27 protein-coding genes are annotated in these 25,456 nt (G+C 63.6%); 6 read left to right on the forward strand and 21 right to left on the reverse strand.

What is annotated here, in order from left to right:
- Positions 1-98 precede the first annotated feature (98 nt).
- On the forward strand, positions 99-845 hold the full coding sequence (locus tag J1C52_RS12445) for a GntR family transcriptional regulator (protein WP_227428279.1): 747 nt from the start codon (positions 99-101) through the stop codon (positions 843-845).
- On the forward strand, positions 832-1,305 hold the full coding sequence (locus tag J1C52_RS12450) for a YaiI/YqxD family protein (RefSeq protein ID WP_227428280.1): 474 nt from the start codon (positions 832-834) through the stop codon (positions 1,303-1,305). Before J1C52_RS12445 ends, J1C52_RS12450 begins: the two co-directional genes overlap by 14 nt.
- A 167-nt stretch (positions 1,306-1,472) precedes the next feature.
- On the opposite strand, the gene J1C52_RS12455 is transcribed toward J1C52_RS12450, so the two are convergent.
- The 7 genes from J1C52_RS12455 to J1C52_RS12485 all read right to left on the reverse strand — a co-directional run bounded on the left by J1C52_RS12455 (position 1,473) and on the right by J1C52_RS12485 (position 7,884).
- Complete coding sequence (locus J1C52_RS12455; protein WP_227428281.1) at positions 1,473-2,465, reverse strand: zinc-dependent alcohol dehydrogenase; 993 nt, start codon at positions 2,463-2,465, stop codon at positions 1,473-1,475.
- 9 nt (positions 2,466-2,474) lie between these two features.
- On the reverse strand, positions 2,475-3,230 hold the full coding sequence (locus J1C52_RS12460) for an SDR family NAD(P)-dependent oxidoreductase (protein WP_227428282.1): 756 nt from the start codon (positions 3,228-3,230) through the stop codon (positions 2,475-2,477).
- Entirely contained in the window at positions 3,230-4,546 is a 1,317-nt protein-coding gene (gene hisD, locus J1C52_RS12465; RefSeq protein WP_227428283.1) for a histidinol dehydrogenase, read from the reverse strand. The genes J1C52_RS12460 and hisD overlap by 1 nt, the downstream gene beginning before the upstream one ends.
- A gap of 40 nt (positions 4,547-4,586) precedes the next feature.
- Positions 4,587-5,915, reverse strand: a complete 1,329-nt coding sequence (locus J1C52_RS12470; protein WP_227428284.1) for a TRAP transporter large permease — start codon at positions 5,913-5,915, stop codon at positions 4,587-4,589.
- Positions 5,916-5,925: 10 nt separating this feature from the next.
- Positions 5,926-6,432, reverse strand: coding sequence for a TRAP transporter small permease (locus J1C52_RS12475; RefSeq protein ID WP_227428285.1), 507 nt, complete (start codon positions 6,430-6,432; stop codon positions 5,926-5,928).
- 74 nt (positions 6,433-6,506) lie between these two features.
- Complete coding sequence (locus J1C52_RS12480) at positions 6,507-7,661, reverse strand: TRAP transporter substrate-binding protein (protein ID WP_227428286.1); 1,155 nt, start codon at positions 7,659-7,661, stop codon at positions 6,507-6,509.
- A 25-nt stretch (positions 7,662-7,686) separates the two neighbouring features.
- Positions 7,687-7,884 (reverse strand): hypothetical protein, encoded by a 198-nt coding sequence (locus J1C52_RS12485; RefSeq protein WP_227428287.1) that lies wholly within the window; start codon positions 7,882-7,884, stop codon positions 7,687-7,689.
- Between the two features lie 159 nt (positions 7,885-8,043).
- On the opposite strand from J1C52_RS12485, the gene J1C52_RS12490 reads away from it, so the two are divergent.
- Positions 8,044-9,072, forward strand: a complete 1,029-nt coding sequence (locus tag J1C52_RS12490) for a LacI family DNA-binding transcriptional regulator (protein ID WP_227428288.1) — start codon at positions 8,044-8,046, stop codon at positions 9,070-9,072.
- On the opposite strand, the gene purU is transcribed toward J1C52_RS12490, so the two are convergent.
- The 8 genes from purU to J1C52_RS12530 all read right to left on the reverse strand — a co-directional run bounded on the left by purU (position 9,048) and on the right by J1C52_RS12530 (position 16,862).
- Positions 9,048-9,932: a formyltetrahydrofolate deformylase gene (gene purU / locus J1C52_RS12495; RefSeq protein WP_227428289.1), complete on the reverse strand. Its 885-nt coding sequence runs from the start codon at positions 9,930-9,932 to the stop codon at positions 9,048-9,050. The genes J1C52_RS12490 and purU overlap by 25 nt on opposite strands.
- A 157-nt stretch (positions 9,933-10,089) precedes the next feature.
- Positions 10,090-10,824, reverse strand: a complete 735-nt coding sequence (locus tag J1C52_RS12500) for a GntR family transcriptional regulator (RefSeq protein ID WP_227428290.1) — start codon at positions 10,822-10,824, stop codon at positions 10,090-10,092.
- Positions 10,821-11,699 (reverse strand): N-acetylmuramic acid 6-phosphate etherase, encoded by an 879-nt coding sequence (locus J1C52_RS12505; RefSeq protein ID WP_227428291.1) that lies wholly within the window; start codon positions 11,697-11,699, stop codon positions 10,821-10,823. The genes J1C52_RS12500 and J1C52_RS12505 overlap by 4 nt, the downstream gene beginning before the upstream one ends.
- Positions 11,700-11,710: 11 nt before the next feature.
- Entirely contained in the window at positions 11,711-12,721 is a 1,011-nt protein-coding gene (locus tag J1C52_RS12510) for an ABC transporter ATP-binding protein (RefSeq protein ID WP_227428292.1), read from the reverse strand.
- Between the two features lie 7 nt (positions 12,722-12,728).
- Positions 12,729-13,757 (reverse strand): Gfo/Idh/MocA family protein, encoded by a 1,029-nt coding sequence (locus J1C52_RS12515; RefSeq protein ID WP_227428293.1) that lies wholly within the window; start codon positions 13,755-13,757, stop codon positions 12,729-12,731.
- Complete coding sequence (locus tag J1C52_RS12520) at positions 13,754-14,605, reverse strand: carbohydrate ABC transporter permease (RefSeq protein WP_227428294.1); 852 nt, start codon at positions 14,603-14,605, stop codon at positions 13,754-13,756. Before J1C52_RS12520 ends, J1C52_RS12515 begins: the two co-directional genes overlap by 4 nt.
- A gap of 9 nt (positions 14,606-14,614) precedes the next feature.
- A complete protein-coding gene (locus tag J1C52_RS12525) occupies positions 14,615-15,544 on the reverse strand; it encodes a carbohydrate ABC transporter permease (RefSeq protein WP_227428295.1) in 930 nt (309 codons plus the stop codon).
- A 64-nt stretch (positions 15,545-15,608) separates the two neighbouring features.
- Positions 15,609-16,862, reverse strand: coding sequence for an ABC transporter substrate-binding protein (locus J1C52_RS12530; protein ID WP_227428296.1), 1,254 nt, complete (start codon positions 16,860-16,862; stop codon positions 15,609-15,611).
- 314 nt (positions 16,863-17,176) lie between these two features.
- Here J1C52_RS12530 and J1C52_RS12535 point away from each other — a divergent pair, with 314 nt between their 5' ends.
- Genes J1C52_RS12535 through nagA form a run of 3 tightly spaced genes read left to right on the forward strand, consistent with a single transcriptional unit; the run spans position 17,177 to position 20,216 of the window.
- Positions 17,177-18,061, forward strand: a complete 885-nt coding sequence (locus tag J1C52_RS12535; RefSeq protein WP_227428297.1) for a BadF/BadG/BcrA/BcrD ATPase family protein — start codon at positions 17,177-17,179, stop codon at positions 18,059-18,061.
- Complete coding sequence (locus tag J1C52_RS12540; protein WP_227428298.1) at positions 18,058-19,080, forward strand: SIS domain-containing protein; 1,023 nt, start codon at positions 18,058-18,060, stop codon at positions 19,078-19,080. Before J1C52_RS12535 ends, J1C52_RS12540 begins: the two co-directional genes overlap by 4 nt.
- On the forward strand, positions 19,080-20,216 hold the full coding sequence (gene nagA / locus J1C52_RS12545) for an N-acetylglucosamine-6-phosphate deacetylase (protein WP_227428299.1): 1,137 nt from the start codon (positions 19,080-19,082) through the stop codon (positions 20,214-20,216). The genes J1C52_RS12540 and nagA overlap by 1 nt, the downstream gene beginning before the upstream one ends.
- A gap of 21 nt (positions 20,217-20,237) precedes the next feature.
- On the opposite strand, the gene J1C52_RS12550 is transcribed toward nagA, so the two are convergent.
- The 6 genes from J1C52_RS12550 to yidC are packed head-to-tail and all read right to left on the reverse strand — an operon-like array spanning position 20,238 to position 25,449.
- Positions 20,238-20,741, reverse strand: coding sequence for a SixA phosphatase family protein (locus tag J1C52_RS12550; RefSeq protein ID WP_227428300.1), 504 nt, complete (start codon positions 20,739-20,741; stop codon positions 20,238-20,240).
- Positions 20,738-21,385: a ferredoxin gene (locus J1C52_RS12555; protein WP_227428301.1), complete on the reverse strand. Its 648-nt coding sequence runs from the start codon at positions 21,383-21,385 to the stop codon at positions 20,738-20,740. Before J1C52_RS12555 ends, J1C52_RS12550 begins: the two co-directional genes overlap by 4 nt.
- Positions 21,386-21,391: 6 nt before the next feature.
- Complete coding sequence (argB, locus tag J1C52_RS12560) at positions 21,392-22,282, reverse strand: acetylglutamate kinase (protein WP_227428302.1); 891 nt, start codon at positions 22,280-22,282, stop codon at positions 21,392-21,394.
- Entirely contained in the window at positions 22,282-22,935 is a 654-nt protein-coding gene (yihA, locus tag J1C52_RS12565; RefSeq protein WP_227428303.1) for a ribosome biogenesis GTP-binding protein YihA/YsxC, read from the reverse strand. The genes argB and yihA overlap by 1 nt, the downstream gene beginning before the upstream one ends.
- Positions 22,932-23,675 (reverse strand): MOSC domain-containing protein, encoded by a 744-nt coding sequence (locus tag J1C52_RS12570; RefSeq protein WP_227428304.1) that lies wholly within the window; start codon positions 23,673-23,675, stop codon positions 22,932-22,934. Before J1C52_RS12570 ends, yihA begins: the two co-directional genes overlap by 4 nt.
- A 4-nt stretch (positions 23,676-23,679) precedes the next feature.
- Positions 23,680-25,449, reverse strand: coding sequence for a membrane protein insertase YidC (yidC, locus tag J1C52_RS12575; protein ID WP_227428305.1), 1,770 nt, complete (start codon positions 25,447-25,449; stop codon positions 23,680-23,682).
- Positions 25,450-25,456: the final 7 nt, after the last annotated feature.

Consider the following 25,456-nt stretch of genomic DNA (forward strand, 5'->3'; position numbering starts at 1 on the left):
CATTCTCTGACTTCACTTCTATATAGTTTATATGATAAAGTAAGGTCAATGGCCTTACCGCTTTCTCGTTGGGTTTTCTGCATCTAGCAGGTAAAAACATGAAATCGTATTATTCGGAGGTGTCGATGTCTTTGCGCCCGGTTTCTCAGCCGCTCCACCAGCAGTTGCGCGACCTCATGCTGGCGCGCATCGAATCCGGCGAATGGTCGCCCGGCACGTTCCTGCCGTCAGAGACCCGGCTGGCCGAGGAATACGGCGTGGCCGTCGGCACATTGCGCAAGGCGCTGCTGGACATGGCCGCCGAAGGGCTGGTGCAGCGCAGGCAGGGCAAGGGCACGGTCGTGTCCAGCCATGACAGCGACGCGGTGCTGTTTCGCTTCTTCAATCTGCGCCGCGCCGATGGCACCACCTTTCACCCTGAAAGCCGGGTTCTGGACCGCACCCGCCGCCACGCCACCCCAGACGAAGCCAATGCGCTTGGTCTGGCCCCCGATGCGATGGTGATCTGCATCACCCGCGTGCGCGATGGCGACGGGGTGCCGCTGATCTATGAACATATCGTGCTGGATGCCGCCCGCTTCGGCAGCCTGCTGACCACGCCGGACCCGCTGCCGAACACGCTGTATCAGCTATATCAGACCGAATTCGGCGCCAGCGTGTTCCGCGCGCGGGAAAAGGTCACGGCCTGCGCCCCCTGCCCGGACTGTGCACGCGAACTGGGAATACCGGCGACCAGCCCGGTTTTGCGCGTGCATCGCGTGGCCGTGGATTACAACGGTGCCCCGCTGGAATTACGGATTTCCCACATCAATACCAGCGCCGTGCATTACCATGCCGAAGTCTGACCCGGTGATCTATGTCGATGCCGATGCCTGCCCGGTCAAATCGGAGGTCGAGCGCGTCGGCACCCGGCACCGCGCGCGGATGGTGATCGTCTCGAACGGAGGGATAAGGCCATCGCAAAACCCATTGGTCGAAACCATAATCGTCAGCGCGGGCGCGGATGAGGCCGACAAATGGATCGCAGAGCGCGCCGGGGCGGGCGATGTGGTCGTGACAAACGACATTCCCTTGGCTGCGAAATGCGTGGCGTCGGGCGCGCAGGTGTTGCGGCATGACGGGTCAGAGCTGTCAGAGGCCAATATCGGCAGCACTCTGGCCACGCGCGACCTGATGGCCGATGTCCGCGCCGCCGATCCGTTCCATCAAGGTCGCGGGCGCAGCTTTTCCAAGGCCGACCGCTCGCGGTTTCTGGACGGGTTGGAACGGGCGATGCAGCGGGCGAAACGTGGGCAGGGACGTTGAGCGCAATCGGCGGGCCGGGGGACTGCCGAAACGACAGAAGTTCGGCCGCGATTTATGGCAGCCAAATCCGACAACGCGCAGTGCTGAGTGATTGGCCGATCAAATCGGCAGGCCGCGGGACGGCCCGCCGATTGCGCGGCGGGCTTCGCCCTTGTTCCGCGCTGTCCTTATGACACCACCTGCAACACGATCTTGGCCGCATCCACCCGCCCCGAATCCAGATCCGCAAAGGCTTGCGGGCCGTCCTGTAGCGCGCGGGTTTCGACCCAGCCCAATGCGCCCAAAGCGCCCGCCCCAAGGGCAGCCAAGGCATCGGCGAAGTCTTGCGGCGTGTAGCAATACGATCCGGTCACGCAGATTTCCTGTAACGTGATGCGGCGGATGTCATAACCCTCTTGCCCCGGCAAAAGCCCTACATGCACGATCACCCCACCGGGCCGAACAAGACGCGAGGCATCGGCGCGGGTGGCTTTGGCACCCACCGCGTCGATCACCAGATCGAACGCATCCGCGCCGGGGTCATGGCGGGTGGGGTCGAACGTGTCTATCCCCGGCTCTGGCGCGAGGGTCGCGCGCCGCCCGGCATGGGGTTCGGCCACGTGAATGCTGGCCGCACCCATATGCCGTGCAACCAAGGCGGCGGCAACGCCGATCGCGCCCGCACCCTGCACCAGCACGCGCGGGGCCGCTTGGCCCAACCGCTCCAGCCCGATGCGCACCGCGTGCCATGACACCGCCACGGGTTCGGCAAGTGCGGCGTCGCGCATGGACAGCCGGTCGGGAATGGGCAACAGGTTGCGTTCCGGGATGGAGACGTATTCGGCAAACGCGCCCGGTCGCGGCGGCATGGAGATGATCGCGCGCGTGGGCGACAAATGCGGGCGGCCCGCGATGGCAGCAGGGCAGGACGGGTCCACCACCAGCGGGTTGATGGCCACCGCCTGCCCCTTGCGCGGCCCCTCGGCCACGATCCCCGCCGCTTCGTGCCCCAGCACCAAGGGCGCGGGACGGCGGTCGTCATAGCCATGATAGGCGTGCATGTCGGACCCGCAGATGCCCACGGCACGGACCGCGACCAGAACCTCGTCCTCGGCAGGCACCGGCGCAGGCAGCTCGGTCAATTCCATCTGGTTCGGCCCGGTGTAAAGTAGCGCGCGCATGGTCTGTCCTTATTTCGCGGTAAAGCCGCCATCGACGAAAAGCGTCTGCCCGGTAATGTAGCCCGACGCGTCAGAGCACAGGAACACCGTCGCCCCAAACAGGTCTTCCAGCTTGCCGTTGCGGCCTATCGCGGTGCGTGCCGCATTGGCGGCGGCAAGGTCGGGGTTGCCAAAAACCGGGGCCGTCAAAGGCGTGGGAAAGAAGCCCGGTGCGATGGCGTTGCAGGTGATACCCTTGGCGGAAAACTCTTCGGCCATGGCGCGGGTCAGTTGCACAACGCCGCCCTTCGCGGCCCCATAGGGCGCGGAATTGGCGAAGGCACGCACCGATTGCAGCGATGCGATGTTGAGCACCCGCCCCCAGCCGCGCGCCGTCATGCCGGGCGCCAAATGCTGCACCAACAGGAACGGCGCCCGCAGGTGCAGCGCCATGTGCAGATCGAACGCCTCTGGCGTGACTTGGTCGTAGGGCTGGCGCAGGTTCACGCCGGCCGCATTCACCAGAATGTCCACCTCGCCCGCCGATTGCGCCAGCCCTTCCAACGCAGCCGCATCGGCCAGATCGGTCGGGTGGGCGCTGGCGGTAATCCCGTCTGCGGCCAGCTCGGCCACCGCAGATTCCAGCTTGTCGGGCGCGCGGGCGGCAAGGGCCACGGACGCCCCGGCCAGACCCAGCGCGCGCGCCATGGCCAGACCGATGCCCGAATTGCCCCCCGTGACCAGCGCGCGCCGACCGCTCAGGTCGAACAGATGCGCCAGACGCATCAGACAGACTCGACCGGTGCGCCAAGGTCGAAATTATGGCCGGGGTAATACTTGGCCAAACGCACATCGGCGGTGCGGGCATGGGCCTCCATCCCTTCCAGCCGCGAGATGCGGGCGGTGCGGATGCCCAGTTCCTTGCTGGCCTCGCGACTTGCCTGCTGCCATGTCAGGGGCTTGAGGAACTTGTGCACCGACAGGCCCGCCGAATACTTGGCGGCGTATTTCGTGGGCAGGATGTGGTTCGGGCCGGAACACTTGTCGCCATAGGCGACGGTCGTTTCCTCGCCCACGAACAAGCTGCCGTAATTGGTCAGGTTCGCCATCCACCAGTCCAGATCGGCGCAATGCAGTTCCAGATGCTCGGACGCGTAGACATCCGACACCTCGACCAGTTCTTCGCGGGTGTCGCACAAGATCACCTCGCCATAGTCGCGCCACGCGGCATCTGCGGCTTCGCGCGCGGGTTCGGGCAGGGTGGCGATCAGCTCGGGCACGCGGGCCATGACGGTGTCGGCCAAAGCCTTGTCATCGGTGAACAGCCATGCGGGGGACTCATGGCCATGCTCTGCCTGCCCCACCAGATCGACCGCGACGATCTCTGCATCGGCGGTTTTGTCCGCAATGATCCCAATCTCAGACGGACCAGCAAACACGTCAATCCCCACCTTGCCGAACAGGGTTCGCTTGGCTTCGGCCACGAATTTATTGCCGGGGCCGACGATGACATCGGCAGGTTTGCCGGTGAACAAGCCATAGGCCATGGTGGCAATCGCCTGCACACCGCCCAGTGTCATGACAATATCGGCGCCCGCTTCGCGCATGGCGTAAAGCACATAGGGGTGCATGCCCCCGCCGCGATAGGGGGTCGAGCACGCGATCACGGTTTTCACGCCCGCCGCCTTGGCGGTGGCCACCGACATGCAGGCGGACGCGATATGCGCATAGCGCCCGGTCGGGACATAACAGCCCGCCACGTTGCAGGGCACCCATTTCTGGCCCGCCGTCAGGCCCGACGGCATGGTCATGTGAAAATCCTTGACCGACTCGCGCTGCGCCACGGCAAAGGTGCGCACCTGCTCGACCGCGAAGGCGATGTCTTCTTTCACCTGGTCGGGCACCTCTGCGGCGCGGGCGTCCATTTCTTCACGCGTCACAAGGATCGCGCCGTCCCATTTATCCAGTGCCTTGGCGTAGTGCTTGACCGCCTCTTCGCCCTCGGCCTCGATCCGGGCAAGCATCTCGTTCACCACGCGCTGCGCTTCGGCAGAGTTGGTTTCGGGCGTCTTTTCCGCCTTTTTCAGATAGGTCGTAGCCATCTGCGTGTTCCTTTGTCCTGGTCGGTTTGGGCAGCCCCGCTCAACGCATGAGCGGCGGCAGAAAAGAGGTTGAAAGCGCGGGGATGAAGGCGATCATCAGAACGACCACCAGCATCAGCAGCATGAACGGAATGGCGCGGTAGGCGATCTTCAGGATCGACTCGCCCGTCAGCCCCGACACGACGAACAAGTTCAGCCCCAAGGGCGGGGTAATGAAACCGACCCCCAGCGTGGTAATCATCATCACGCAGAACTGGACCTCGTTCATCCCGATTTCCTGCGCCAGCGGGAACATCAGCGGCGCAAGGATCACGATATTGGGCGTCGTTTCCATCACGCAGCCCGCGATAATCAGGATCGCGATCATCAGCAGGATGATGATGGTCGGGTTATCCGACACGGTGGTCATGGCATAGACGAAGCCCTGCGGCACACCGATGATGGCCATCGCTTGCGACAAGGGCAGCGAGAAGGCCACGATGGGCAGGATCACGCCGTTCACCTTGGCCGAAGAGATCATCATCGACGGGAAATCGGAAATCTTCAGCGTGCCCAGCAGGAACCCCATGAAGATGGTCACGGTCACGGCGGCGGCCCCGGCTTCGGTCGGTGTCAGACGGCCGGAAAAGATGCCCCAGAAGATGATGCCGGGGATCATGAAGGCATACCACCCCTTGGCCAGAACGCGACCAAGGTTCGCAGCCCATTCGCCAAAGCTCATCAACTGGCCTTCGGCCTTGGCCATGCGGCGGCTGACGATGATGTTGGTGACAAGGATCGACCCAAGGATCAGCAGGCCCGGAATGACCGCCGCCTTGAACAGCGTGCTGGCGGATATGCCCAGCACTAGGCCGATGACGATATAGGCAATCGAAGGCGGGATCAGGATGCCGGTGCAGGCACCCGCGGCCACAAGCGCGCAGGCATAGGGACGGGTGTAGCCCGCCTCTACCAGACGGTCGATGGTCATGCGGCCCACGGCGGCGGCACCTGCCGCGTCCGACCCGGAAATGGCCGAGAACATGCCGCACACAAGCACGGTCGCCGACCCGAAGCCGCCGCGCGCCCAGCAGGTCAGCGCATCGGCCACGTCCAGAAACTTGCGCGACAGGCCCGTGCGCACCAGCACGTCACCCGTCAGGATGAACAAAGGCACCGCCGTCAGCGCGAAATGGTCGATGCCGCCGAAAAGCGTTTCGCCCACCACGCCCACGGGCAAAGCCTGCGACATGACAAGGATGCCGATGGACGCCACCCCGATACAGGCCCAGATCGGCACGCCCAACGCGATCAGCACGAAGAAGACGATCAGCGGCAGGTAGAAATCCCAGCCCAGCTCGACCGTGAATTGTTCCAGTGTCCAAAGCATGGAAGCCCCCTCAGTCGAACAGCTTTTCGCCGGTGAATGGCGGCTCGTCCCGGCGCAGGCTGCCGATGTCGCGCCAGATGGATTGCAACAGGCGCGCCGTGACCATGCTGAAGCCGATGGGCACAGCCAGCAGGAAATACACCTTCGACACGCGCAGCCCGTCAGTGACAGACCCGAACCGCATGGATGTTTCGACCGCGTGCCACGACCAGATCACCACGGCCACCGCGACGGCCAGCATGATAAGATCTCCCAGCAGATACAGCAGCGTTTGCGCCCGGTGGGGCAGCGCGTGAAAGATCACGTCAATACGGATATGCGCACGGTCTTTGATTGCGGCGGATGCCCCGATCCAGACAAGGTAGATGAAAGAATAGCGCACCAGCTCTTCGCCCCAGATGGACGAATAGGCCAGCACTTCACGGCGGATCACCTCGACCACCATGGTCGTCACAAGCAGCATGTAGAAGAAGAGCAATGCCCAGCGTTCGGCATTGCGGTCCAATGCGCGCAGCATGGCCGGTCCCTTTCGGTCGCTATCTGGTCGGGGTGAAGGGGCCGGCGGGCGGTTGGGCCCGCCGGCGCGATGCTTTAAGCGTCGTGCACCGGGATACCGGCATAGGTATCGGCCGCTTCGGCCAGACCGTTGAACGTATCCATGTCGCCCGCGAGTTCGGTCTTGAAGTTGTCCCACTCGCTGCGCTGGTAGCCCACGGTTTCGCGCCATTCGTTCAGCTGATCTTCGCTCAGGCTGTGGAACTGCACGCCAGCCTTGCGCATTTCGGCCATGGCGTAGTTGCGCGCCGAAGGCACCTTCGCAAGGTTCTGCATCATGGTGATGCGGCCCGCTTCCTCGATCCCGTCCTGCACGTCCGAGGGCATGGAATTGAACCATTCCAGGTTCATCGAATAGACTTGGCTGTCGGGCACCGGCTGGTTGAAGGTGACGTGGCTGAGGATGTCGCGGAAGCCGAACACGTTCAGCGCGCCCACGGACGGGTCAAGACCATCGGCCACGCCCTGGGTGATCGCGGACGGGGTTTCGCCCCAAGCTACCGGCGTCGGGTTTGCGCCCGCCATCGAATAATACTGCTGCAACATCTGCGAGCCGGGCACGCGGAATTTCACGCCAGCCAGATCGGACGGCACCAGAACCGGGTTCTCGATCCCCTTGCGCAGCGCAATGACGCGCGGGTCGATGACGATATAGAACAACGGCTTGAAGCCGCGCTCTTCGACCTTGGGGTGAACGTTGTTGATCCAGGTGTCCGAGTTCACAAGGTTCACGAAGCGCTGGTTCGAGCCGCACAGATAGGGCAGGTTGATAAGGTCCACGACCGGCGCGAAGGGCGCGAAATTCGACAGCGAGTGCTGCGCGCACTGGATCGCACCATTCTGCACACCGCTGACCAGCTCGCCACCAGAGCCGAGCTGACCGCCGGGGGCAAGACGCACATAGACCTTGCCGTTGGTGGCGTTCTGGATGTTTTCCTTCAGGTCCAGCTGCATGATCGGATAGCTGCGGGTCGCGCCCAACACATAGGCGGTCGCGATGGTCATGACATGTTCGGCGGCGGCCTGGCGCTCGCGCTCTTCGGCGGCGGTCTGCGCTGCGGCTTCGGACGACCACAAAGTGCCGGCGGCCCCCGCGACAACGGCGGCGGTAAAGCTGCCGGTCGTGGCAAGTTTCAGGAAATTGCGGCGCTCCGCACTTTCCAGCTCCATGCGAGTTTTCTTGTCCGTCATGACCTGTCTCCTCCCTAGATATTGGTCAGTTTTTCTTGCGCTCGTGCGCTTCGCGCCCAAGGCTGCCAGCGGCAAAGCACAGCACCGCGATGCCCAGCAAAATCGCTTCCTGCTTCAGGCTGATGACCGGGCTGCGCGTGCTGGCCGCGTAAACCACATGCCCGAAATACCCGGAAAACAACGTCAGCGACGCCAACAAAGCCAGATTATCCCATCGTGGCATGATGCCTCCCCTCATGCGTGCCGCGTCATGTCCTTGCTTGTGTAAACGCTTACATACCGACCCCCACGAGTCAAACAATTTCTATATAGTTTACATAAAATAATTGAATGGCGGCGGCGGCGCGTGGTATGTAAATTTTACATTTTGCAAGGCAGCACCATGCCAAAACGTTCAAAACCCACGCTTATTGATATCGCTGCCGCGTGCGACACCTCTATCGCGACGGTCTCGCGGGCCTTGTCGAAACCGGGGCTTGTGCAACCCGAAACTCTGGAACGGGTACGCTCTGTGGCCGCCAGCATGGGGTATGTGCCCAACCGCCGGGCGCGCGCGCTGGTCTCGGGGCGCTCGAACACGGTGGGGGTGGCGGTGCCCACGCTCAACAGCCCGATCTTTTCCGCAACGCTGCAAGAAATGCAGAAAGCGCTTTCGGCCAATGGCTACCAACTGCTGATCGCTTCGCATGAATACGACCCCGCCGCCGAAGCGGCGGCGCTGTCGCAGCTCATCTCTCATGGCGTGGATGCCTTGGTCGTGGTGGGCGGTATGCGCCCACAATCGACATGGTCGCTGATCGACAGCGCCGAAATTCCGCTGATCCAGCTTTGGGAAGGGCGCGAGGGGTTCGACCAGGTTCGGGTCGACAACCATCTGGCAGGCGACCTTGCCGCACGCCACCTGCTGGAGCTTGGGCATACGCGCATTGGCGTCATCTGCGGCCATCGCGCGATGAATGACCGGCAGGCGGCACGGGTCGAGGGGGTGCGCCGCGCGCTGGGTGATGCGGGGCTGGACCTGCCCGCTGCGCTGATCTCGGAGCAGACGCCAACGATCATGGCCGGGCGGGCGGGCTGCGCGGAATTGTTGGCACACGACCCGCGCCCGACCGCGCTGATCGGCGCGATGGATATGCTGGCGATGGGGGCCATGCTGGAAGCTCAAGCGCGCGGCATATCCGTGCCGGGTGACATGTCGATCATCGGGATCGACAATATCGACGTCTCGGCGCATCTGTCGCCCGCGCTGACCACGGTCGAGATTCCGGCCACTCGTATTGGTGCCGAAGCCGCCGCAATGGTCCTGCGGCGGCTGGGCGATGAAAGCTTGGAATGTGAGAAACTGCTCTTGCCGATCAGCCTGGTCCTGCGCCAATCGACCGCCGCCTACCCCATGCGTTCCGACGCGTAAGAGCCGGGCGATGCCGGGAACACGACCGTCTTGTTCCCGTTCAGGAACACGCGGCGGTGGATATGCGCATGGATCGCGCGGGCCAGAACCTGGCTTTCGACATCGCGCCCAAGGCTGACATAGTCGCCAGCAGATTGCGCATGGGTCACGCGCACCGTGTCTTGCTCGATGATCGGACCTTCGTCCAGATCGGCCGTCACATAATGCGAGGTCGCGCCAATCAGCTTCACGCCGCGCTCGAACGCCTGCTTATAGGGGTTCGCCCCCTTGAAGCTGGGCAAAAAGCTGTGGTGGATGTTGATGATCCGCCCCGACATCTTGCGGCACATCTCGTCGGACAGAACCTGCATGTAGCGCGCCAGAACGATCAGTTCGGCGCCGGTATCCTCAACCACCTCCATTATGCGGGCCTCGGCTTGCGGTTTGTTGGCCTTGGTGACGGGAATGCAATGGAAGGGAATGTCGTGGTTCACGACCACCTTCTGATAGTCCATGTGGTTGGAAATCACCGCCACGATGTCGATGGGCAACGCCCCGATCCGCCAGCGATAGAGCAAATCGTTCAGGCAATGCCCGAAACGCGACACCATGATGATGACCTTCATGCGCGCCTTCTCGTCATGAAAGGCAAACTCCATGCCAAAGCGCGCACCGATTTCGGCAAAGGCGGCTTGCAAGCTGTCCAGCGTGGCATCCTGCTCGCTGGTGAAGCTGACGCGCATGAAAAAGCGGCCGGTTTCGATGTCGTCGAATTGCGAACTGTCGCGGATATTGCAGCCATGCTCTGCCAGAAACCCGGCAATGGCGGCCACGATCCCACGAGCGCTTTCGCAGGCAACGGTCAAGGCGAAGCTTTGCATGTGTTTTCCTTTTTCCTGCCCCGGCGGGCGCATCACGGCTTCACTATCAATCACGCCCTGAATTTCCCAGCGGGTGAAATGCGACACCACACCGGGCTTTTCCGGCGCAACCGCAAAAGGTTGCGCGCGATTGGCCGGTTGCGTTCGGCAGGATCGGTTAAAGCTCGCGCAATTCGCTGACGAAATCGTAGCGGTCGCCGCGATAGGCAGAGCGGGTGAATTCCACCATCGTGCCGTCGCGCAGGTAGCCGCGCCGCTCGATCCGCAGGATCGCGGCACCGGGCGGCACACACAGATGCCCCGCCTCTTCCTCTGTCGCCAACGATGCGGTTATCCGCTGCAAACCGGTCACGGGCTTGTTGCCAAGCCGGTCAAGCGCTTCGTAAAGCGAGCTTGTCACTTGGCCCAGATCGGGCAGGAAGCGCGCGGGCACGGTTGCCTGTTCCAGCGCCAAGGGTTCGTCATTGGCGGTGCGGATGCGCAGGAAGCGCGCCACTTGCGATGCCACGGGCAGGCCAAAGACCAGCACTTCCTCGGGCGAGGCGGGCGCAAGCACGCGCTCCAGCCAGACCGACCCCGGCGCCATGCCTCGGCGCGCAAGGTCCGCCGAGAAGCCCGCCAGAAGCGCCGAGGGCTGCTCTATCCGCGGGGCGACGAAGGTGCCTGATCCCTGCTTGCGCGACAGAACCCCCTCGCGCATCAGAAGTTCCAATGCCTTGCGCACGGTGACGCGCGACACATCCAATTGCTCTGACAGGTGGCGCTCGGACGGCAGCGCTTCGCCGACCGCGAACGCGCCGCTGCGCACCTGCTCGCGCAATAGCGCGGCCAAGCGCACATAAAGCGGGGTCGCATCTGATTTGCCCGACAGCAATTCGGGCCGCAATGTCATACCCGTGCCCCGTCGACATGGCGCAGCACGCCCTGCGCCTTGTCCAGCGCGGCATGGGCGGCTGCCAGATCATAGCCTTGGGCAACCAGAACGGCGGGTTTTATCTTCCAGCCCGTCATCTCCAGCGCAGCTTGGGCGGCAGCGTTATCGACCTGTGCGAGGCGCGCCACCATGCCCGTGGCGCGGCCACGCAACTTAATGTTCTGGGGCCGCATGTTCACCATCAACCCGCGATGCACATGACCCAGCCGCAGCATGATCTGCGTGGACAGCAGGTTCAGAATGGCCTTTTGCGCCGTGCCCGCCTTCATGCGGGTGGACCCGGCCACGGCCTCTGCCCCGGTTTCGGCAACCATGCCATGCTCTGCCACCGTGCAAATCGGCGCGCCGGGATTGCACGAAATTCCCACGGTCAGTGCGCCCGCCGCGCGCGCGGCGTCCAGCACAGCGACTGTAAAGGGAGTGCGCCCGCTGGCGGCAAGGCCGATGACCACGTCAACCGGGCCGATGCCGGCCTTCGCGACCTGCGCGCGGCCATCCTCGGCATTGTCCTCTGCGCCCTCAATGCCCAGCATCAGCGCCTGCTCCCCACCCGCGATCAGATACAGCGTGCGCGATTCGGGCCAGTCATAGGTCGGCCCCAGTTCGATCCCGTCCTGCACAGCGACCCGAATGGACGTGCCCGCGCCCGCATAGACCAGCCGCCCGCCCGCGCGCAGACGCGGCACCGCTGCGGCCACCACATCGGCCATCGCGGGCAATGCGGGCGCGATCGCGGCAATCGCGGCCATCTGCCCTTCGAGCATGGCGCGCAGCGCGGTCGCATCGTCCCAAGTGTCAATCTCGCGATAGCGGGGGTCGGCGTATTCGGTCATGGTCTGGTCCTTCAGGCAGGGGCCGGGTGCAGGCGCTGCCCGTTATCGTCGAAATAAAAGGCACGCGCCATGTCGGGGCGCATGATGACCTGATCGTTGACGGCATAGCTATGCTCGCCAAACAGCCGCACCGTGACCAACCCATGCGGGTCGGCCTTGACGTAAACCAGCGTCTCGCCGCCCAAATGTTCCACATGGCTGACACGGCCCGCGATCCCGTCGCCCTCTGTGGCCAGTTGGATATGTTCAGGACGTATGCCCACCGATTTGCCCGCCGCGCCCAGCGCGCCCGCGTTCAGGAAATTCATCTTGGGGCTGCCGATGAACCCTGCCACGAATTCGTTGGCGGGGTTGTTATACAGCTCCATCGGGGCACCGACCTGTTCGATGCGCCCGTCGCGCAGCACCACGATGCGGTCGGCCAGCGTCATCGCCTCGACCTGATCGTGGGTGACATAGATCATCGTCGCGCCAAGCTCGCGGTGCAGGTTCGCGATCTCTATCCGGGTTTGAACGCGCAACGCGGCATCAAGGTTTGACAGCGGTTCATCGAACAGGAACAGCTTGGGCTTGCGCACGATGGCGCGGCCAATGGCCACGCGCTGACGTTGCCCGCCCGACAATTCGCCGGGGCGGCGGGTCAGGTAGTTTTGCAGATCCAACATGCCTGCCGCGCGGTCCACCGCCGTGGCGATCTCTGCCTTGGGCTGGCCCGCCTGCTTCAGCCCCAGCCCCATATTGTCGCGCACGTTCAGATGCGGATAAAGCGCGTAGCTTTGGAACACCATCGCGATTTCACGCTGCGAGGGGGGCGTGGTGTTCACCAACTGCCCGTCGATCAGGATGTCGCCAGAGGTTATGTCCTCCAGCCCCGCGATCATGCGCAAGAGCGTGGATTTCCCGCAGCCCGACGGGCCGACAAAAACGCAGAATTCACCATCCTGCACCTCCAGGTTCACATCGCGGATCACATCGACCGAGCCGAAGGATTTGCAGGCGTTTTCAAGTTTCAGCTGTCCCATATTATCCTCAAGGCTTCAGGCGCACGGGCTGGCCGCTGCGCACGCTTTCATCTGCGGCAAGGCATATCGCGACCGAGCGGACGGCATCGGAAACATGGCGGCTAAGGTCATGGTCCTCGGTGATCGCCCTTGCCATTGCGGCGGCCTGACGATCGCACAAGCCTTGGTGGCCGGGGCTGTGGGCGAAATCGCGCAGGGTTTCCCCTTGCCCCGTGGGCGCGACGATCAACTGGTCAGCGGCGGTGTGCCCTTCGACATCGGCAGAGCCCACGCCAATCGGTGCGCGCAAGCTGACCGCGCCGCCGGGGCTGACCACGTCTTTCACGAAATGGGCGGTTTCCGACATCATCGGTCCCCAGCCTGCTTCATACCAGCCGCAAGAGCCGTCCTCGAACAGCACCTGGAAATGGCCGTAATTATACATCTCGGGCGCGATCTCATTCGACAGGCGCAGGCCCATGCCGCGCACTTCCACAGGCGCGGCGTCGGTGATCTGGCACATCACATCGACATAATGCACCCCACAATCCACGATGGGCGGCGTCGATTGCATCAGCGCCTTGTGGATCTCCCACGCCGGACCGGTGGAACGTTGGTTCAGGTTCAGCCGGAACACGTAAGGGCCGCGCAGCGCGCGGGCCTCTGCGATCAGCGCCTGCCATGTCGGGTGGTGGCGCAGGATATGGCCGACCATCAGCTTGCGTCCCGTGTCCTGCGCGACCTGCGCCACGCGCTCGCAATCGGCGACCGTGGTGGCAAGCGGTTTTTCCACGAAGACATGCGCGCCCGCTTGCATCGCCTTGATGGCCAGATCGGCATGGCTGTCGGAATAGGTGGCGATGGCGACCATATCGGGGTTCAGCCGCGCTAGGGCTACGTCGAAATCGCGCTCTATAGGCAGATGCGCCAAGGCATCGGGCAAGGCCACATCGCTGCGGTTGACCAGCCCGACCACGTCAAAGGCCGGGTCGGTTGCATAGGCCAAAGCGTGGCTTTGCCCCATCTGCCCAAGCCCCACGACAAGAACCCGGATCATTTGACCGCCCCTTTCGTGATGCCCCGGATCAGTTGCCGCGAGAAGATCAGATACAGCACCACCACCGGGAAGATCGCGAGCGACAGTGCCGCCAGCACCGCGTTCCAGTCGGTCACGTATTGGCCAAGGAAGATCTGGCTGCCCAGCGTCAGGGTCTTGGTGGCTTCACCCGGAGCAAGGATCAGCGGGAACCATAGGTCGTTCCAGATCGGGATCATGGTGAACACCGCCACCGTCGCCATGGCGGGCCGCACCAAGGGCAACGCGATGGTGAAAAAGATGCGGTATTCGCTCAGCCCGTCGATGCGCGCGGCGTTCTTCAGGTCATCCGACACCTGCCGCATGAATTCCGACAAGATGAACACCGCAAGCGGCAAGCCCTGCGCCGTGTAGACCAGCACCAAGGATGTGAGCGTGTTCACAAGCCCGGCGGCGACCATGATCTCCAGAATGGCGACGGTCCCAAGCCGAATGGGGATCATGATGCCCAGCGCCAGATAGAGGCCCATCAGCAGGTTGCCCCGGAAGCGGTATTCGGCCAACGCGAATGCCGCCATCGCCCCGAACAGCAGAACGAAAAACAGCGACGCGACCGTCACGATCAGGCTGTTCTGAAAATACAGCAGGAAATTTCCCTGCTCCAACACGGTCTGAAACCCAATGGGGTCGAAGGTTTCCGCCGTCGGCAGCGCCAGCGGGTCGTTGAAGATCGCGCGGCGTTGCTTGACCGAGTTGATGAGGATCAGGAACACCGGATAGAGCGCGAGGATCGTATAGGCGATCAAGATGGCATGGGCGGCGGCGGTCCGGCCCAGATTGCCGCGTGCGGATGTGAATGGATTGCTCATGCCCGCCCCCTAGAACTGATACCGCCGCAGGCGCGTCTGCACCCCGAACAGGTAGATCGACACGCCCACAAGGATGATCGCGAACATCACGGTCGCCACGGTCGCGCCCATATGCGGGTCGCCCAGTTGCAACTGGAACCCGAAGAAGGTGCGGAACAGGAACGACCCCAGAATGTCGGTGGTGAAATTCGGCCCCGCCAGCGCGCCTTGGGTGACATAAATCAGGTCGAACGCGTTGAAATTGCCGACGAAGGTCAGGATGGAAATGATGCCGATCGTGGGCAGGATGAGCGGCAGCTTGATCTTCCAGAATTGGCTGGCGCCCGTGATGCCGTCCATTTCGGCGGCTTCCAAGACCTCGTCCGGGATGGACAGCAGCGCCGCGTAGATCAGCATCATCGGGATGCCGACGAATTGCCAGACAGAGATCAGCGCCAGCGTCGTCAGCGCCGATTCCTCCAGCCCCAGCCACGGCGCGAACCAGTCGCCCAAGCCCAGCGCATCCATGAAGGTGGGGGCCACGCCCCACAAGGGCGACAGGATCAGCTTCCAGACGAAGCCCACGATCACGAAGCTCAGAATCGCCGGGATGAAAATGGCCGTGCGGTAAAAGGCGGCAAAGCGCAGTTTCGGCGTAGATAGAATAGCCGCCAGCGCAATGCCGATGGGGTTCTGCACCAGCATGTGGATGATGAAGAACCACAGGTTGTTCCAAGTCGCGTTCCAGAAACTGTCGGACCAACGCGGGTCGCCGAACAAGGTCTGGAAATTTGCCAAGCCCACGAAAACGCGCGTGCCATCCTCTGCGCGGGTGAACAGCGACAGGTTCAGCGTGCCGAAGAGCGGGATAATCATGATCGCGGTGTAGATCAGCACGGCAGGTGCCAGAAACACGACGATATGCCAACGGAACGGCCTTTTGCGGGCACGGTCGGACATGGGGCAACCTATGGGCTAAATTGCAAAGACGGGCAGCCCTGCGACCGGGCTGCCCAAGGCAGGTTTACTGCTGCGGCGCGTACCAAGAGGCCAGACCGCTTTGCATCTGCTCGGCCGCCTCTGCCGGGGTCTGGCTGCCCCGGATCACGTTGGCGGATGTGCCCCAGCTTTCGTTCGACAGGTTCGGCGTTCCGCGCGACAGGATCTGGTGGAACGGTCGGATCGAGCTTTCGCATTCGCCGCGCCAGCTGATGAATTCCTGCGCCAGCGGGTCTTCCAGCGACACCTCGGCATTCGACAGCGGGAAGAAGCCCGGAACGGCATTGGCGAACAGATTGGCGAATTCGCTGCTGCCCAGCCAGTTCAGGAACACGCGTCCCGCTTCGGCATTTGGCGACGCCGCGTTCAGGCCCATGCCCATGTCGGTATGGTCAGAGATATAGCAGGTGTCGCCCGCATTCTGCACCGGCGGCGGGAAAGCCCCCATCTCGAAATCGGCCTGCGCGCGGAAGCCCGCGATTTCCCACGACCCGGACGGATAGATCGCGGCACGGCCCAACGTGAACAGGTTCTGGCTGTCCGGGTAGCTTTGCGATTCGAACCCGCGGCCCAGATAGTCGGACCAGCGCGCCAACTGCTCGAACGGGGCGACGAATTCGGCGTCGGTCAGCTTGGCCTCGCCCGCGATCAGCGCGTTGCGGCCCTGCTCGCCCATCCAGTAATTCGGGCCGATATTGGCATAGCCCATCGTGGCTGCTTCCCACTGGTCATTCACGCCCATCGCCATGGGGATATAGCTGCCCTCGGCGGCAATCGCGTCCAGCACGGCGAAGAACTCATCGACCGTTGTCGGCTCTTCCAAGCCCAGCTCTGCGAAGGCATCGGCGTTGTAGATGAAGCCGTGGATCACCGACGCCATGGGCACACAGAATTGCTTGCTGCCATCATCGGTGGACCATGCGGATTTGGCGACGTCGGAATAATTCGCCATCCCCTCCAGATCGGTCAGGTCGGCAAGCTGGCCCTTCTGGAACAGCGCAAGCGAGGCGTCGAAGGCGCGGCAGGTGATGATGTCGCCCGCTGTGCCCGCATCCAGCTTGGAGTTGAGCGCAGAGTTATACTGCGCCGGCGCGGTTGGCTGGAAATCCAGCTTGATGCCCGGATGCGCGGCCTCGAATGCCGGGATGATCTGGTTGCGCCAGATCGAGATGTCGTCATTGCGCCAGCTTTCGATTGTCAGCGTTACATCCTGCGCCATAAGCGCGGTGCTGCTGAGCAAGAATGCCGAAGCGGCGATGGTGAACTTGCGTGCGGCCATGGTTGAACCCTCCGAGTTGCCTTAGGGTGCACCAACGCGATGCCCGCTTGCCGCGAAGCTGTCCGTTTGCATCCCCTATGCCACATGTAATGCCAAACTAATACCACTTGTCCAGAGATTTCTTTGGGCTTCGGGGCACCCGTGCCCCAAAAGGACAAATAAAAATCTGCCTTCATATTGAAAATAAATGATTTAAATGGAATTTTCTGGCCGTTGGCCCTTGCTATGCGCCCCCGACAGAGCGCCGCAGGCCGCGCGTTACCTCTTTCCTTTTGGTATTACTGTGGTATTACCACTCAAGAATGAGGTGATTGATGACTTTGCTTGTTGGCCTGGATGGTGGCGCCAGTGGGTGCCGGGCGCGCGCGGCGCGCGCGGATGGGCAGCTTGGCGCGATCATCGAGGGTGGCAGCGCCAATATCCATGCCGACCCGGCCGGCGCGGCGCAGCGCATTGCCGACACGCTTGCCCGCGTGCTGCATGCCGAAGGCTGGACCGACCCGGCCAGCCCCGACCTGCATATCGTGCTGGGCCTCGCCGGCGCATCCGAGACCGGTGCGGCCAGACCCCTGATCGCGGCCCTGCCCTATCGCAACGTCACCGTGTTGGGCGACATAGACACGTCCCTGTCGGGTGCATTTCAGGACGCGGACGGGATCGTCATGGCCATCGGCACCGGCTCTGTGCTGGCGCGACAAACACAGGGACAGATGCACCGCATTGGCGGATACGGGTTTAGCTTGGGCGATGAAGCTGGCGGCGCGTGGCTGGGGCGGCGCGCCCTCGGCGCCGCGCTGCATGTGCGCGACGGGCTTTTGCCCGACGCCCCGCTGGCGCAAGCGGTCTGGGCGCGGTTCGGCAGTTTGGGCCGCCTTCTGGATTTCGTGGCCACCGCGCGGCCTGCCGATTACGCAGCCCTTGCCCCGCAAGTGGTGGAACTGGACACCCAAGGCTGCGCCCTGTCGCGTGGCATTCTGGATGACGGGTGCGACTACCTGCTGCGCGCCATCCGACACTTGCAGGCAGGCGAGACACAGATCCCGGTCGCCGCGACCGGCGGCCTTGGACCGATCCTGCTGAAGCGCCTTGCGGGGCGGGCAGACCCGGCCCTGCACATAACAGACCCGAAAGGCACGGCACTGGACGGGGCGCTGTGGCGCGCCCGCAAGCTGGCACAATCCAAAGGACACAGCATATGACCCAGACCCATATGGCGCGCGAAGTCGCCGAGATCCCGGCGCGCGTCAGCGATCTGCTGGAAACGAACGCCCAGGCCTTGGCAGAGCTTGGCACCGCCCTGCGGGCCCATGACCCGCAGCTTCTGACCACCGTGGCGCGCGGATCGTCCGACCATGCCGCGACCTATCTGAAATACGCCTGCGAGATACTGACAGGTGTTCCCGTGGCCTCTGTCGGGCCATCCGTGGCGTCTGTTTACGGGGTGCCCTTGCGTTTGCCGCGCACGCTGTGCGTGGGCATTTCGCAATCGGGCCGTAGCCCCGACATCGTGACCATGACCCGCGCCAGCGCAGAGGCGGGGGCAAAGACCCTCGCCATCACCAACCACCCCGAAGCGCCCTTGGGTGAAAGCGCCGATTTCTGCCTGCCCTTGGGCTGCGGCACCGAGCAGAGCGTGGCCGCCACCAAGACCTTTGTCACCTCTGTCGTGGCATCTTTGGCGATGCTGGCGCATTGGTCGCAAGACGCCGTTCTGCAAGCCGCGCTCGCCCGTCTGCCAGAGGCCTGCGAGGACGCGCTCAAACAAGATTGGTCGCCGCTATCGGACCGGCTTGTCCGTGCGCCCGCGCTGTATGTTCTGGGCCGTGGCGCAGGCTATGCCATCGCCAGCGAAATCGCGCTGAAATTCAAGGAAACCAGCGCCCTGCACGCCGAGGCCTATTCCGCCGCCGAAGTGCTGCACGGCCCATCCGCCTTGGTCGAGCGCGGCTTTCCCGTGCTGGGTCTGATCTGCGATGATGCCGCGCGCGAGGGGTTTCGTGACACCGCCGCGCGGCTTGCAGGCCAAGGCGCGGACGTGTTCGTGACCGACAGCGTAAACGGCACGACCCAATTGCCCCGCGTGGCCCCGCTTCATCCGCTGCTGGACCCGCTGTTGCATGTCGTCAGCTTCTACGTCTTCATCGAAGCGCTTGCGCGGCGGCGCGGTCTGCAACCCGACACCCCGCGCCATTTGCGCAAAGTGACAGAGACCGTCTGATGACTCGCGCATTCCGGGCAGATCGCATTTTCGACGGCTGGCGCATTCTGGAGGGTCACGCCCTGTTGCTGGATGGCGACCGCGTGCAGGCCATTGTCGCCAAGGTGCCCGCCGGTGTGCCGGTGGTGGATCTGGGCGCGGGGCTGCTGGCTCCGGGATTTGTCGACCTGCAAGTCAATGGCGGCGCGGGCGAAATGGTGGGCCCTCAGACCGACCTTGACCAGCTTGCCCGCATCTGCGCCGCGCATCGGAACTTGGGCGCGACCAGCATTCTGCCCACGCTCATCACCGATCGCCCAGAGGTAACTGTGCGCGTGATCGACACCGCCCGCAAGGCGGCGGAAGCGGGGCTTCCGGGCTTTGCCGGGCTGCATCTGGAAGGACCGCATCTGGACCCGCTGCGCCATGGCGCGCATGACCCAGACTTGATCCGCCCCATGACGGATACCGATCTGGCGCTGCTGGAGCAGGCCGCGCGCGACCTGCCCGCGCTGATCGTAACGCTTGCGCCCTGTGCCGCCAGCCACGCACAGATCGCGCGGTTGCGCGCGGCCGGGGCCGTGGTCAGCCTTGGACATAGCGATTGTACCGCCGAAGATGCGCGTCAGGCCTTCGCCGCAGGCGCGCGCTGCGTAACCCATCTGTTCAACGCCATGAGCCAGCTTGGAAACCGCGCGCCCGGCTTGGTTGGGGCCACGCTGACGGGCGATGTTCAGGCGGGCATTATCGCCGATGGTGTGCATGTCGCGGCAGAGCCGTTGCGCATTGCCCTGACCATGACCGCGCCCGACCGGCTGTTTCTGGTCAGCGATGCGATGGCCGCCGCTGGCACAGACGCAACATCCTTTCTGCTGAACGGGCGCAGGGTATTCCGCCGTGACGGGCGTCTGACCTTGGCCGACGGCACGCTGGCGGGGGCGGATATATCACTGCCGCAATCAGTGGCCAATCTGGTGGCCCTTGGGGTCGCGCCAGAGCGTGCCTTGGCCATGGCCAGCCGTATCCCCGCCGATGTGATCGGGGCGGGCCATCTGGGCCGTTTCACCCCCGGCGCGCAGGCAGACATGGTGCTTTTGGATCATGATCTGCGGCTGCGTCAGGTCTGGTCGGCAGAGACGCTGACGGCCACGGCTTGACAGCGTGCACAGGGCCGGGGATCAGCCCAGATCGCGCGGGACGATGAAATCCACGCCGCGCCCGGTGCCCGGCTCGACCTTGTCCCATGACGGCGCGTCGAAATCCGCCACCAATGTCGCACAGGTCGGAAACCCGGCGAAGCCCGAATGCGCCATCGGTGCAGCCAACAAACGCGCCGCGAATTCGGCAATGCCGGGGTTATGGGCGATCAGCATGACCGTGGGCGCGGTGGCCTGACGCAAGCGCCCCATCAGCACATCCGGCCCGGCCAGATACAGGAAACGGTCGAACTTGGCGGTGGGCGCATCGGGCAATTCGGCGGCGATCAGTTCCCATGTCTGGCGGGTGCGCATGGCGTCCGACACCAGCGCCTGACCGGGCAGATACCCCTTTCCTGCCAGCCAGCGCCCGATGCGCGGCGCGGCATCGAAGCCCCGCGCGCTGAGCGGGCGGGAATGATCGCTATCAAGCGGATTGTCCCAGTCGGACTTGGCATGGCGGGTCAGGATCAGGCGCAGGGTCATCGGTGAAAATGCCTCATGTGGAAAGCGGATTGGGCCGGGTTGCGCCCGAACGCAGCAGAGACCGGGCAAGCACGGCGCACGGCACAGCCTTGGATCATACAATCCTGCCCGGCGTCGGTGTCCAGATACGCATGGCAGGCGGCGGTGTCATAGCCCTCGGGCGTCAGTGCCCCGACCGGGCAGGCTGTTGCGCAAGGTTGCGCGCAAGTGGCGCAGGGTTTGGCAACCTCGGGCAACGCGCCCAGCGGGTCTGCGAAGGCCAGCGCGCCGCGATAGGACGCCCATAGGCCCGACCGAGCACCGACCAAAAACTGCACGGGCGAGGACCAGACCTGCCCCGACGCCAGCGCCCATGTGTAAAACGGGTGCGGCGGCTGCGTGCCGAAGGGAAAGAGCGCGCGCGCCCCGAGCGCTGCGGCCAGCGCCGCGATCACCCGAAGCGACCAGCGGTCCATCGGGTCGGGTTGGCCATCGGTATATTCGGCGCTTTGGGTAAAGATGGGCCAGAAAGCCGGTTCATCCGGCGCAAGCAGAACAAGGCTTTCGCACCCATCCGGCAAAGCCACCTGCCCCGGCCCCACAAGCCCGGCCGCGTCCAGGCCTTGCCTGTGCGCCGCCTTACGAATATCGGCCAACGCCAGCAAGCTGCGTCAGCCCTTGGGCTGGATGCGCGGATCGCTGTCGCGGATGATGCTGCCCGCGCCGTGATCGGTGAACAATTCCAGCAAGCAGGCATTGGGCGCGCGCCCGTCCAGAATGACCACGGCCCGCACGCCGCCCTCTATCGCGGCCAGCGCGGTTTCGGTTTTCGGGATCATGCCGCCCGCGATCACGCCCCTGTCGATCAGATCATGCACATGGGCGGGCGACAATTGCGTCACCACGTCGCCGTTTTCATCCTTCACGCCAGCCGTATCGGTCAGCAAAAGCAGGCGATCCGCTTTCAGCGCGGCGGCAATCGCGCCGGCGGCGGTATCGCCATTTATGTTATAGGTCTCGCCCTCGCGGCCCATGCCCAGCGGCGCGATCACGGGGATGAAGCCGCCTTTGAACAGATGTTGCAACAGCTCCGCGTTCACCTCGACCGGGCGGCCGACAAGGCCCAGTTCAGGGTCATCCGCCTCGCATGTGACCATGCCGCCATCCTTGCCCGACAGGCCCACGGCACGCCCTCCCTCGTCCTGAATGGCTTGCACGATGCGTTTGTTCACCGACCCCGAAAGCACCATCTCGACCACTTCCATGGTCGCGGCATCGGTCACGCGCTTGCCGCGCACGAAATCGGACTGGATGTTCAGCTTGGCCAACATCTCGTTAATCATCGGGCCGCCGCCATGCACGATGACCGGGTTCACACCCACTTGGCGCATCAGCACGATGTCGCGGGCAAAGCTGGCCATCTCCTCGGCATCGCCCATGGCGTGGCCGCCGAATTTGATGACGACAATCGCACCTGCGTAGCGTTGCAGATAGGGCAACGCTTCAGACAGGGTGCGGGCGGTGGCGAACCAGTCTTGGGTCATAGGCTTTTGCTTCTTCATCAGGTCAAACCAGCGATAATCGCGCGTAAATTGGCAATGCCGTCGCCGGTCTCGGACGAGGTGACAACAAGTTCCGGGTAGGCGGCGGGGTGCTTGGCCAGCTTCTCGCGCACCTGAGCCAGCGTCTTTTCGCGGGCTGCCGCACCGATCTTGTCGGCCTTGGTCAGCACCACCTGAAAGGTCACGGCAGAGGTGTCGAGCATCCGCATGATCTCGGCATCCACCTCTTTCACGCCGTGGCGCATGTCGATCAGCAGGAAAGCACGGCGCAGCGTGGCGCGGCCCGACAGATAAGCCTTGAGCAGGCGCTGCCATTTCTCGACCACGGGAATGGGTGCCTTGGCGAAACCGTAGCCCGGCAGGTCCACAAGGTAATGGCTGTCCCCCGCTGTGAAATAGTTGATCTCTTGGGTGCGCCCCGGTGTGTTCGACGTGCGCGCCAGCGCCTTGCGCCCGGTCAGCGCGTTGATGAGGCTGGATTTGCCCACGTTGGAGCGGCCTGCAAAACAAACCTCCATTCGGTCGGCGGGTGGCAGCCCATCCATGGCGACCACGCCTTTCAGAAACTCCACCTGCCCGGTCATCAGCTTGCGGCCGGCTTCGATGCTCAGCTCATCCGCCTCTGGGGCCAAGGGAAAGGGAAGCGCGCTCATGCCACCAACTCCACCACGTCGCCCGCGCGGATCGGGCCGGATTGAATGACCGTGGCATAGACACCGAAATTCGTGTCGCCGCCCGCTATGCGCAAGGCTTTGAGAGTGTCATGGTCGATCTGCCCCGTCGCGCAATCGACCATGGTCGCGCGGCAACGGCCAATCGGTTCGACCACGCGCAGCCGCGCGTCGCCTATGCGCAACTCGCGCCCGATCAGGTTGCGCTCGGCCCACGCCTCCATCCCGTCCAGCCACAGGTTCGCGCGCCAGCGGTCCAGCCCCAGATCAGCCCCGATTTGCGCGCCAAGCGCTTCGTTGGACGCAAGGTTCAGAATCGAGACCGATTCGAAATCGGTATCGGTCATGCCCCGCCCGGCCTTGACCAGTTTCGCAGGCCCGGCGCGGCTGTCATCATGCAAGGGCCGGACCCATGCAAGAAACGCCGCCTCGCCCTCCGGCGTGTCGGGGTCGAAGGTCAGCGGGGCCAGATCGGGATGGGTCAGCGTCAGCAGCGCGCCATCCCAAGCCGCATTGATCGCTTGCAGGGCCGACGTCTTGGCCCCGCGCGTGAAATTCATGCAAGGGTTCCAGCCCGGCATCAGCATGGCCGCATCATGCGCAACCGCCCAATGCCGGTCCAGGGGCAGGCAGCGGCCTTCGGTCAGATCGACCGCGTCCAGCCGTTCCCGCCCATGCGCCTTGATGGGATGGCGGAAGATATGCGCCAGCCGCCACCCCATGGCGCTAGGACTTCTTCTTTTTCTTCACGCCGATATTGCCCAGCAGGTCGGGCCGCGACCCGTGCATGGTCATGATCGAGTATTGCTGGATGAAGGTGATCGTGTTGTTCGCGATCCAGTACAGGACCAGACCCGACGCGAACCAGCCCAGCATGAACATGAAGATCCACGGCATCCAGGTCATCACGGCTTGCTGGATCGGCTCTGTCGGCGCGGGGTTCAGGCGCATCTGGAAGAACATCGAAATGCCGAGGAAGATCGGCAGGATCCCGATGAAGATCAGCGACAGGAAGCTGTCGGGCGCAGGCGCGGCCCAAGGCAGCAAGCCGAAGAGGTTGAACAAGGACGTGGGGTCAGGGGCCGACAGGTCGTTGAACACCCCGAACCATTCGGCGTGGCGCAGGTCGATGGTGACGAAGATCACCTTATACAGCGAGAAGAAGATCGGGATTTGCAGCAGGATCGGCAAACAGCCCGCCGCCGGATTGACCTTCTTCTCCTTGTAAAGCTTCATCATTTCCATCTGAAGCTTCTGGCGGTCGTCGCCCGCGCGTTCCTTCAGCGCCATCATCTCGGGCTGAAGTTCCTTCATCCGCGCCATGCTGACATAGGATTTCCACGCCAGCGGCAGCAGAACCGCCTTGATAAGCAGGGTCAGCGCGATGATCGACCAGCCCATGTTGCCCAGCACGCCTTCGATGAAATAGAGCGTGGCGAAGATGGGTTTCGTCAGGAAGAAGAACCAGCCCCAGTCGATCGCGTCAACGAAGCGCTCGATGCCCAGCTCGCGCTCATAGGTGCGCAGCGTGGTCCATTCCTTGGCACCCGCGAAGAGCATGGTCTGCGCTTCGGCGCGCTCGCCCGGCCCGACGGTGACGGTCGGCATGTCGGCGCGGGTCTGATACACATCGCGCGCAGGCACATAGCGCGACACGGCCGTAAAGCTTTCGCCCGGCACCGGCACGATCATGGACATCCAGTACTTGTCGGCAATGCCAAGCCAGCCGTTTTCCTGCACCTCGACCACACGGGCATGGGTGCCTTCACGTTCGTCAACGCGGAAATCGCGCACATTGCCGTAGTCTTCTTCGGTCAAGGTGCCATCAGCGACCTCGATAAAGCCTTCGTGGCTGATGAAGAAATTTTCCAGATCGGCAGGTTCGCCATGCCGCGACAAGAGGCTGTAGGGCGCAAGGCGCGCGGTGCCCGTGCCGGTATTCTCGACCGCCTGGGTGATGGTGAACATGTAGTTTTCATCCACCGCGAAGCTGCGCACGAAGCGCAGGCCCGCGCCATTGTCCCAAGCGATGGTCACATCCTGACCGGGGGCAAGAGTGTCGCCTTCAACCACCTGCCATGGCGTATTGGCACCCGGCACGTCATCCCAGGACATATCGCGGCCCGGACGCCAGCCTTGCAGGGCATAGAATGCGTCTGTCTGGCCTTCGGGGGTCAGCAGATGCACGATGTCCGAACCGGGATCGGTCGTCTCGAAATAGTCTTTCAGCGACAGATCGTCGATCCGGCCGCCCAGCATGTTGATCGACCCGCGCAGGCGGGGCGTGTCGATGGTCACGCGCGGCAGTTCCTCGGCCACGGGGGCATCGGCCTCTGCCATGGTCTGCGCGCCCTCGGCAGGCGGCAGGCTCAGCTCGGCGGCCTCTTGCTCGGTTGGGGCAACCGGCTCTGGCGGCGGGAACATGTACATCCAGCCTACAAGAACCAGCAGCGAAAGCGCGAATGCTAGCAGTAGATTGCGATTCTGATCGTCCATGGAAGGG

This window comes from Roseibaca sp. Y0-43 (assembly GCF_020667835.1).
Lineage (GTDB): Bacteria > Pseudomonadota > Alphaproteobacteria > Rhodobacterales > Rhodobacteraceae > Roseinatronobacter.

Excerpts from the sequence above, each read along its gene's own strand:
- J1C52_RS12445 (WP_227428279.1), top strand. The coding sequence starts at position 99 with ATGAAATCGTATTATTCGGAGGTGTCGATGTCTTTGCGCCCGGTTTCT.
- J1C52_RS12450 (WP_227428280.1), top strand. The coding sequence starts at position 832 with ATGCCGAAGTCTGACCCGGTGATCTATGTCGATGCCGATGCCTGCCCG.
- J1C52_RS12455 (WP_227428281.1), bottom strand. The coding sequence starts at position 2,465 with ATGCGCGCGCTACTTTACACCGGGCCGAACCAGATGGAATTGACCGAG.
- J1C52_RS12460 (WP_227428282.1), bottom strand. The coding sequence starts at position 3,230 with ATGCGTCTGGCGCATCTGTTCGACCTGAGCGGTCGGCGCGCGCTGGTC.
- hisD (WP_227428283.1), bottom strand. The coding sequence starts at position 4,546 with ATGGCTACGACCTATCTGAAAAAGGCGGAAAAGACGCCCGAAACCAAC.
- J1C52_RS12470 (WP_227428284.1), bottom strand. The coding sequence starts at position 5,915 with ATGCTTTGGACACTGGAACAATTCACGGTCGAGCTGGGCTGGGATTTC.
- J1C52_RS12475 (WP_227428285.1), bottom strand. The coding sequence starts at position 6,432 with ATGCTGCGCGCATTGGACCGCAATGCCGAACGCTGGGCATTGCTCTTC.
- J1C52_RS12480 (WP_227428286.1), bottom strand. The coding sequence starts at position 7,661 with ATGACGGACAAGAAAACTCGCATGGAGCTGGAAAGTGCGGAGCGCCGC.
- J1C52_RS12485 (WP_227428287.1), bottom strand. The coding sequence starts at position 7,884 with ATGCCACGATGGGATAATCTGGCTTTGTTGGCGTCGCTGACGTTGTTT.
- J1C52_RS12490 (WP_227428288.1), top strand. The coding sequence starts at position 8,044 with ATGCCAAAACGTTCAAAACCCACGCTTATTGATATCGCTGCCGCGTGC.
- purU (WP_227428289.1), bottom strand. The coding sequence starts at position 9,932 with ATGCAAAGCTTCGCCTTGACCGTTGCCTGCGAAAGCGCTCGTGGGATC.
- J1C52_RS12500 (WP_227428290.1), bottom strand. The coding sequence starts at position 10,824 with ATGACATTGCGGCCCGAATTGCTGTCGGGCAAATCAGATGCGACCCCG.
- J1C52_RS12505 (WP_227428291.1), bottom strand. The coding sequence starts at position 11,699 with ATGACCGAATACGCCGACCCCCGCTATCGCGAGATTGACACTTGGGAC.
- J1C52_RS12510 (WP_227428292.1), bottom strand. The coding sequence starts at position 12,721 with ATGGGACAGCTGAAACTTGAAAACGCCTGCAAATCCTTCGGCTCGGTC.
- J1C52_RS12515 (WP_227428293.1), bottom strand. The coding sequence starts at position 13,757 with ATGATCCGGGTTCTTGTCGTGGGGCTTGGGCAGATGGGGCAAAGCCAC.
- J1C52_RS12520 (WP_227428294.1), bottom strand. The coding sequence starts at position 14,605 with ATGAGCAATCCATTCACATCCGCACGCGGCAATCTGGGCCGGACCGCC.
- J1C52_RS12525 (WP_227428295.1), bottom strand. The coding sequence starts at position 15,544 with ATGTCCGACCGTGCCCGCAAAAGGCCGTTCCGTTGGCATATCGTCGTG.
- J1C52_RS12530 (WP_227428296.1), bottom strand. The coding sequence starts at position 16,862 with ATGGCCGCACGCAAGTTCACCATCGCCGCTTCGGCATTCTTGCTCAGC.
- J1C52_RS12535 (WP_227428297.1), top strand. The coding sequence starts at position 17,177 with ATGACTTTGCTTGTTGGCCTGGATGGTGGCGCCAGTGGGTGCCGGGCG.
- J1C52_RS12540 (WP_227428298.1), top strand. The coding sequence starts at position 18,058 with ATGACCCAGACCCATATGGCGCGCGAAGTCGCCGAGATCCCGGCGCGC.
- nagA (WP_227428299.1), top strand. The coding sequence starts at position 19,080 with ATGACTCGCGCATTCCGGGCAGATCGCATTTTCGACGGCTGGCGCATT.
- J1C52_RS12550 (WP_227428300.1), bottom strand. The coding sequence starts at position 20,741 with ATGACCCTGCGCCTGATCCTGACCCGCCATGCCAAGTCCGACTGGGAC.
- argB (WP_227428302.1), bottom strand. The coding sequence starts at position 22,282 with ATGAAGAAGCAAAAGCCTATGACCCAAGACTGGTTCGCCACCGCCCGC.
- yihA (WP_227428303.1), bottom strand. The coding sequence starts at position 22,935 with ATGAGCGCGCTTCCCTTTCCCTTGGCCCCAGAGGCGGATGAGCTGAGC.
- J1C52_RS12570 (WP_227428304.1), bottom strand. The coding sequence starts at position 23,675 with ATGGGGTGGCGGCTGGCGCATATCTTCCGCCATCCCATCAAGGCGCAT.
- yidC (WP_227428305.1), bottom strand. The coding sequence starts at position 25,449 with ATGGACGATCAGAATCGCAATCTACTGCTAGCATTCGCGCTTTCGCTG.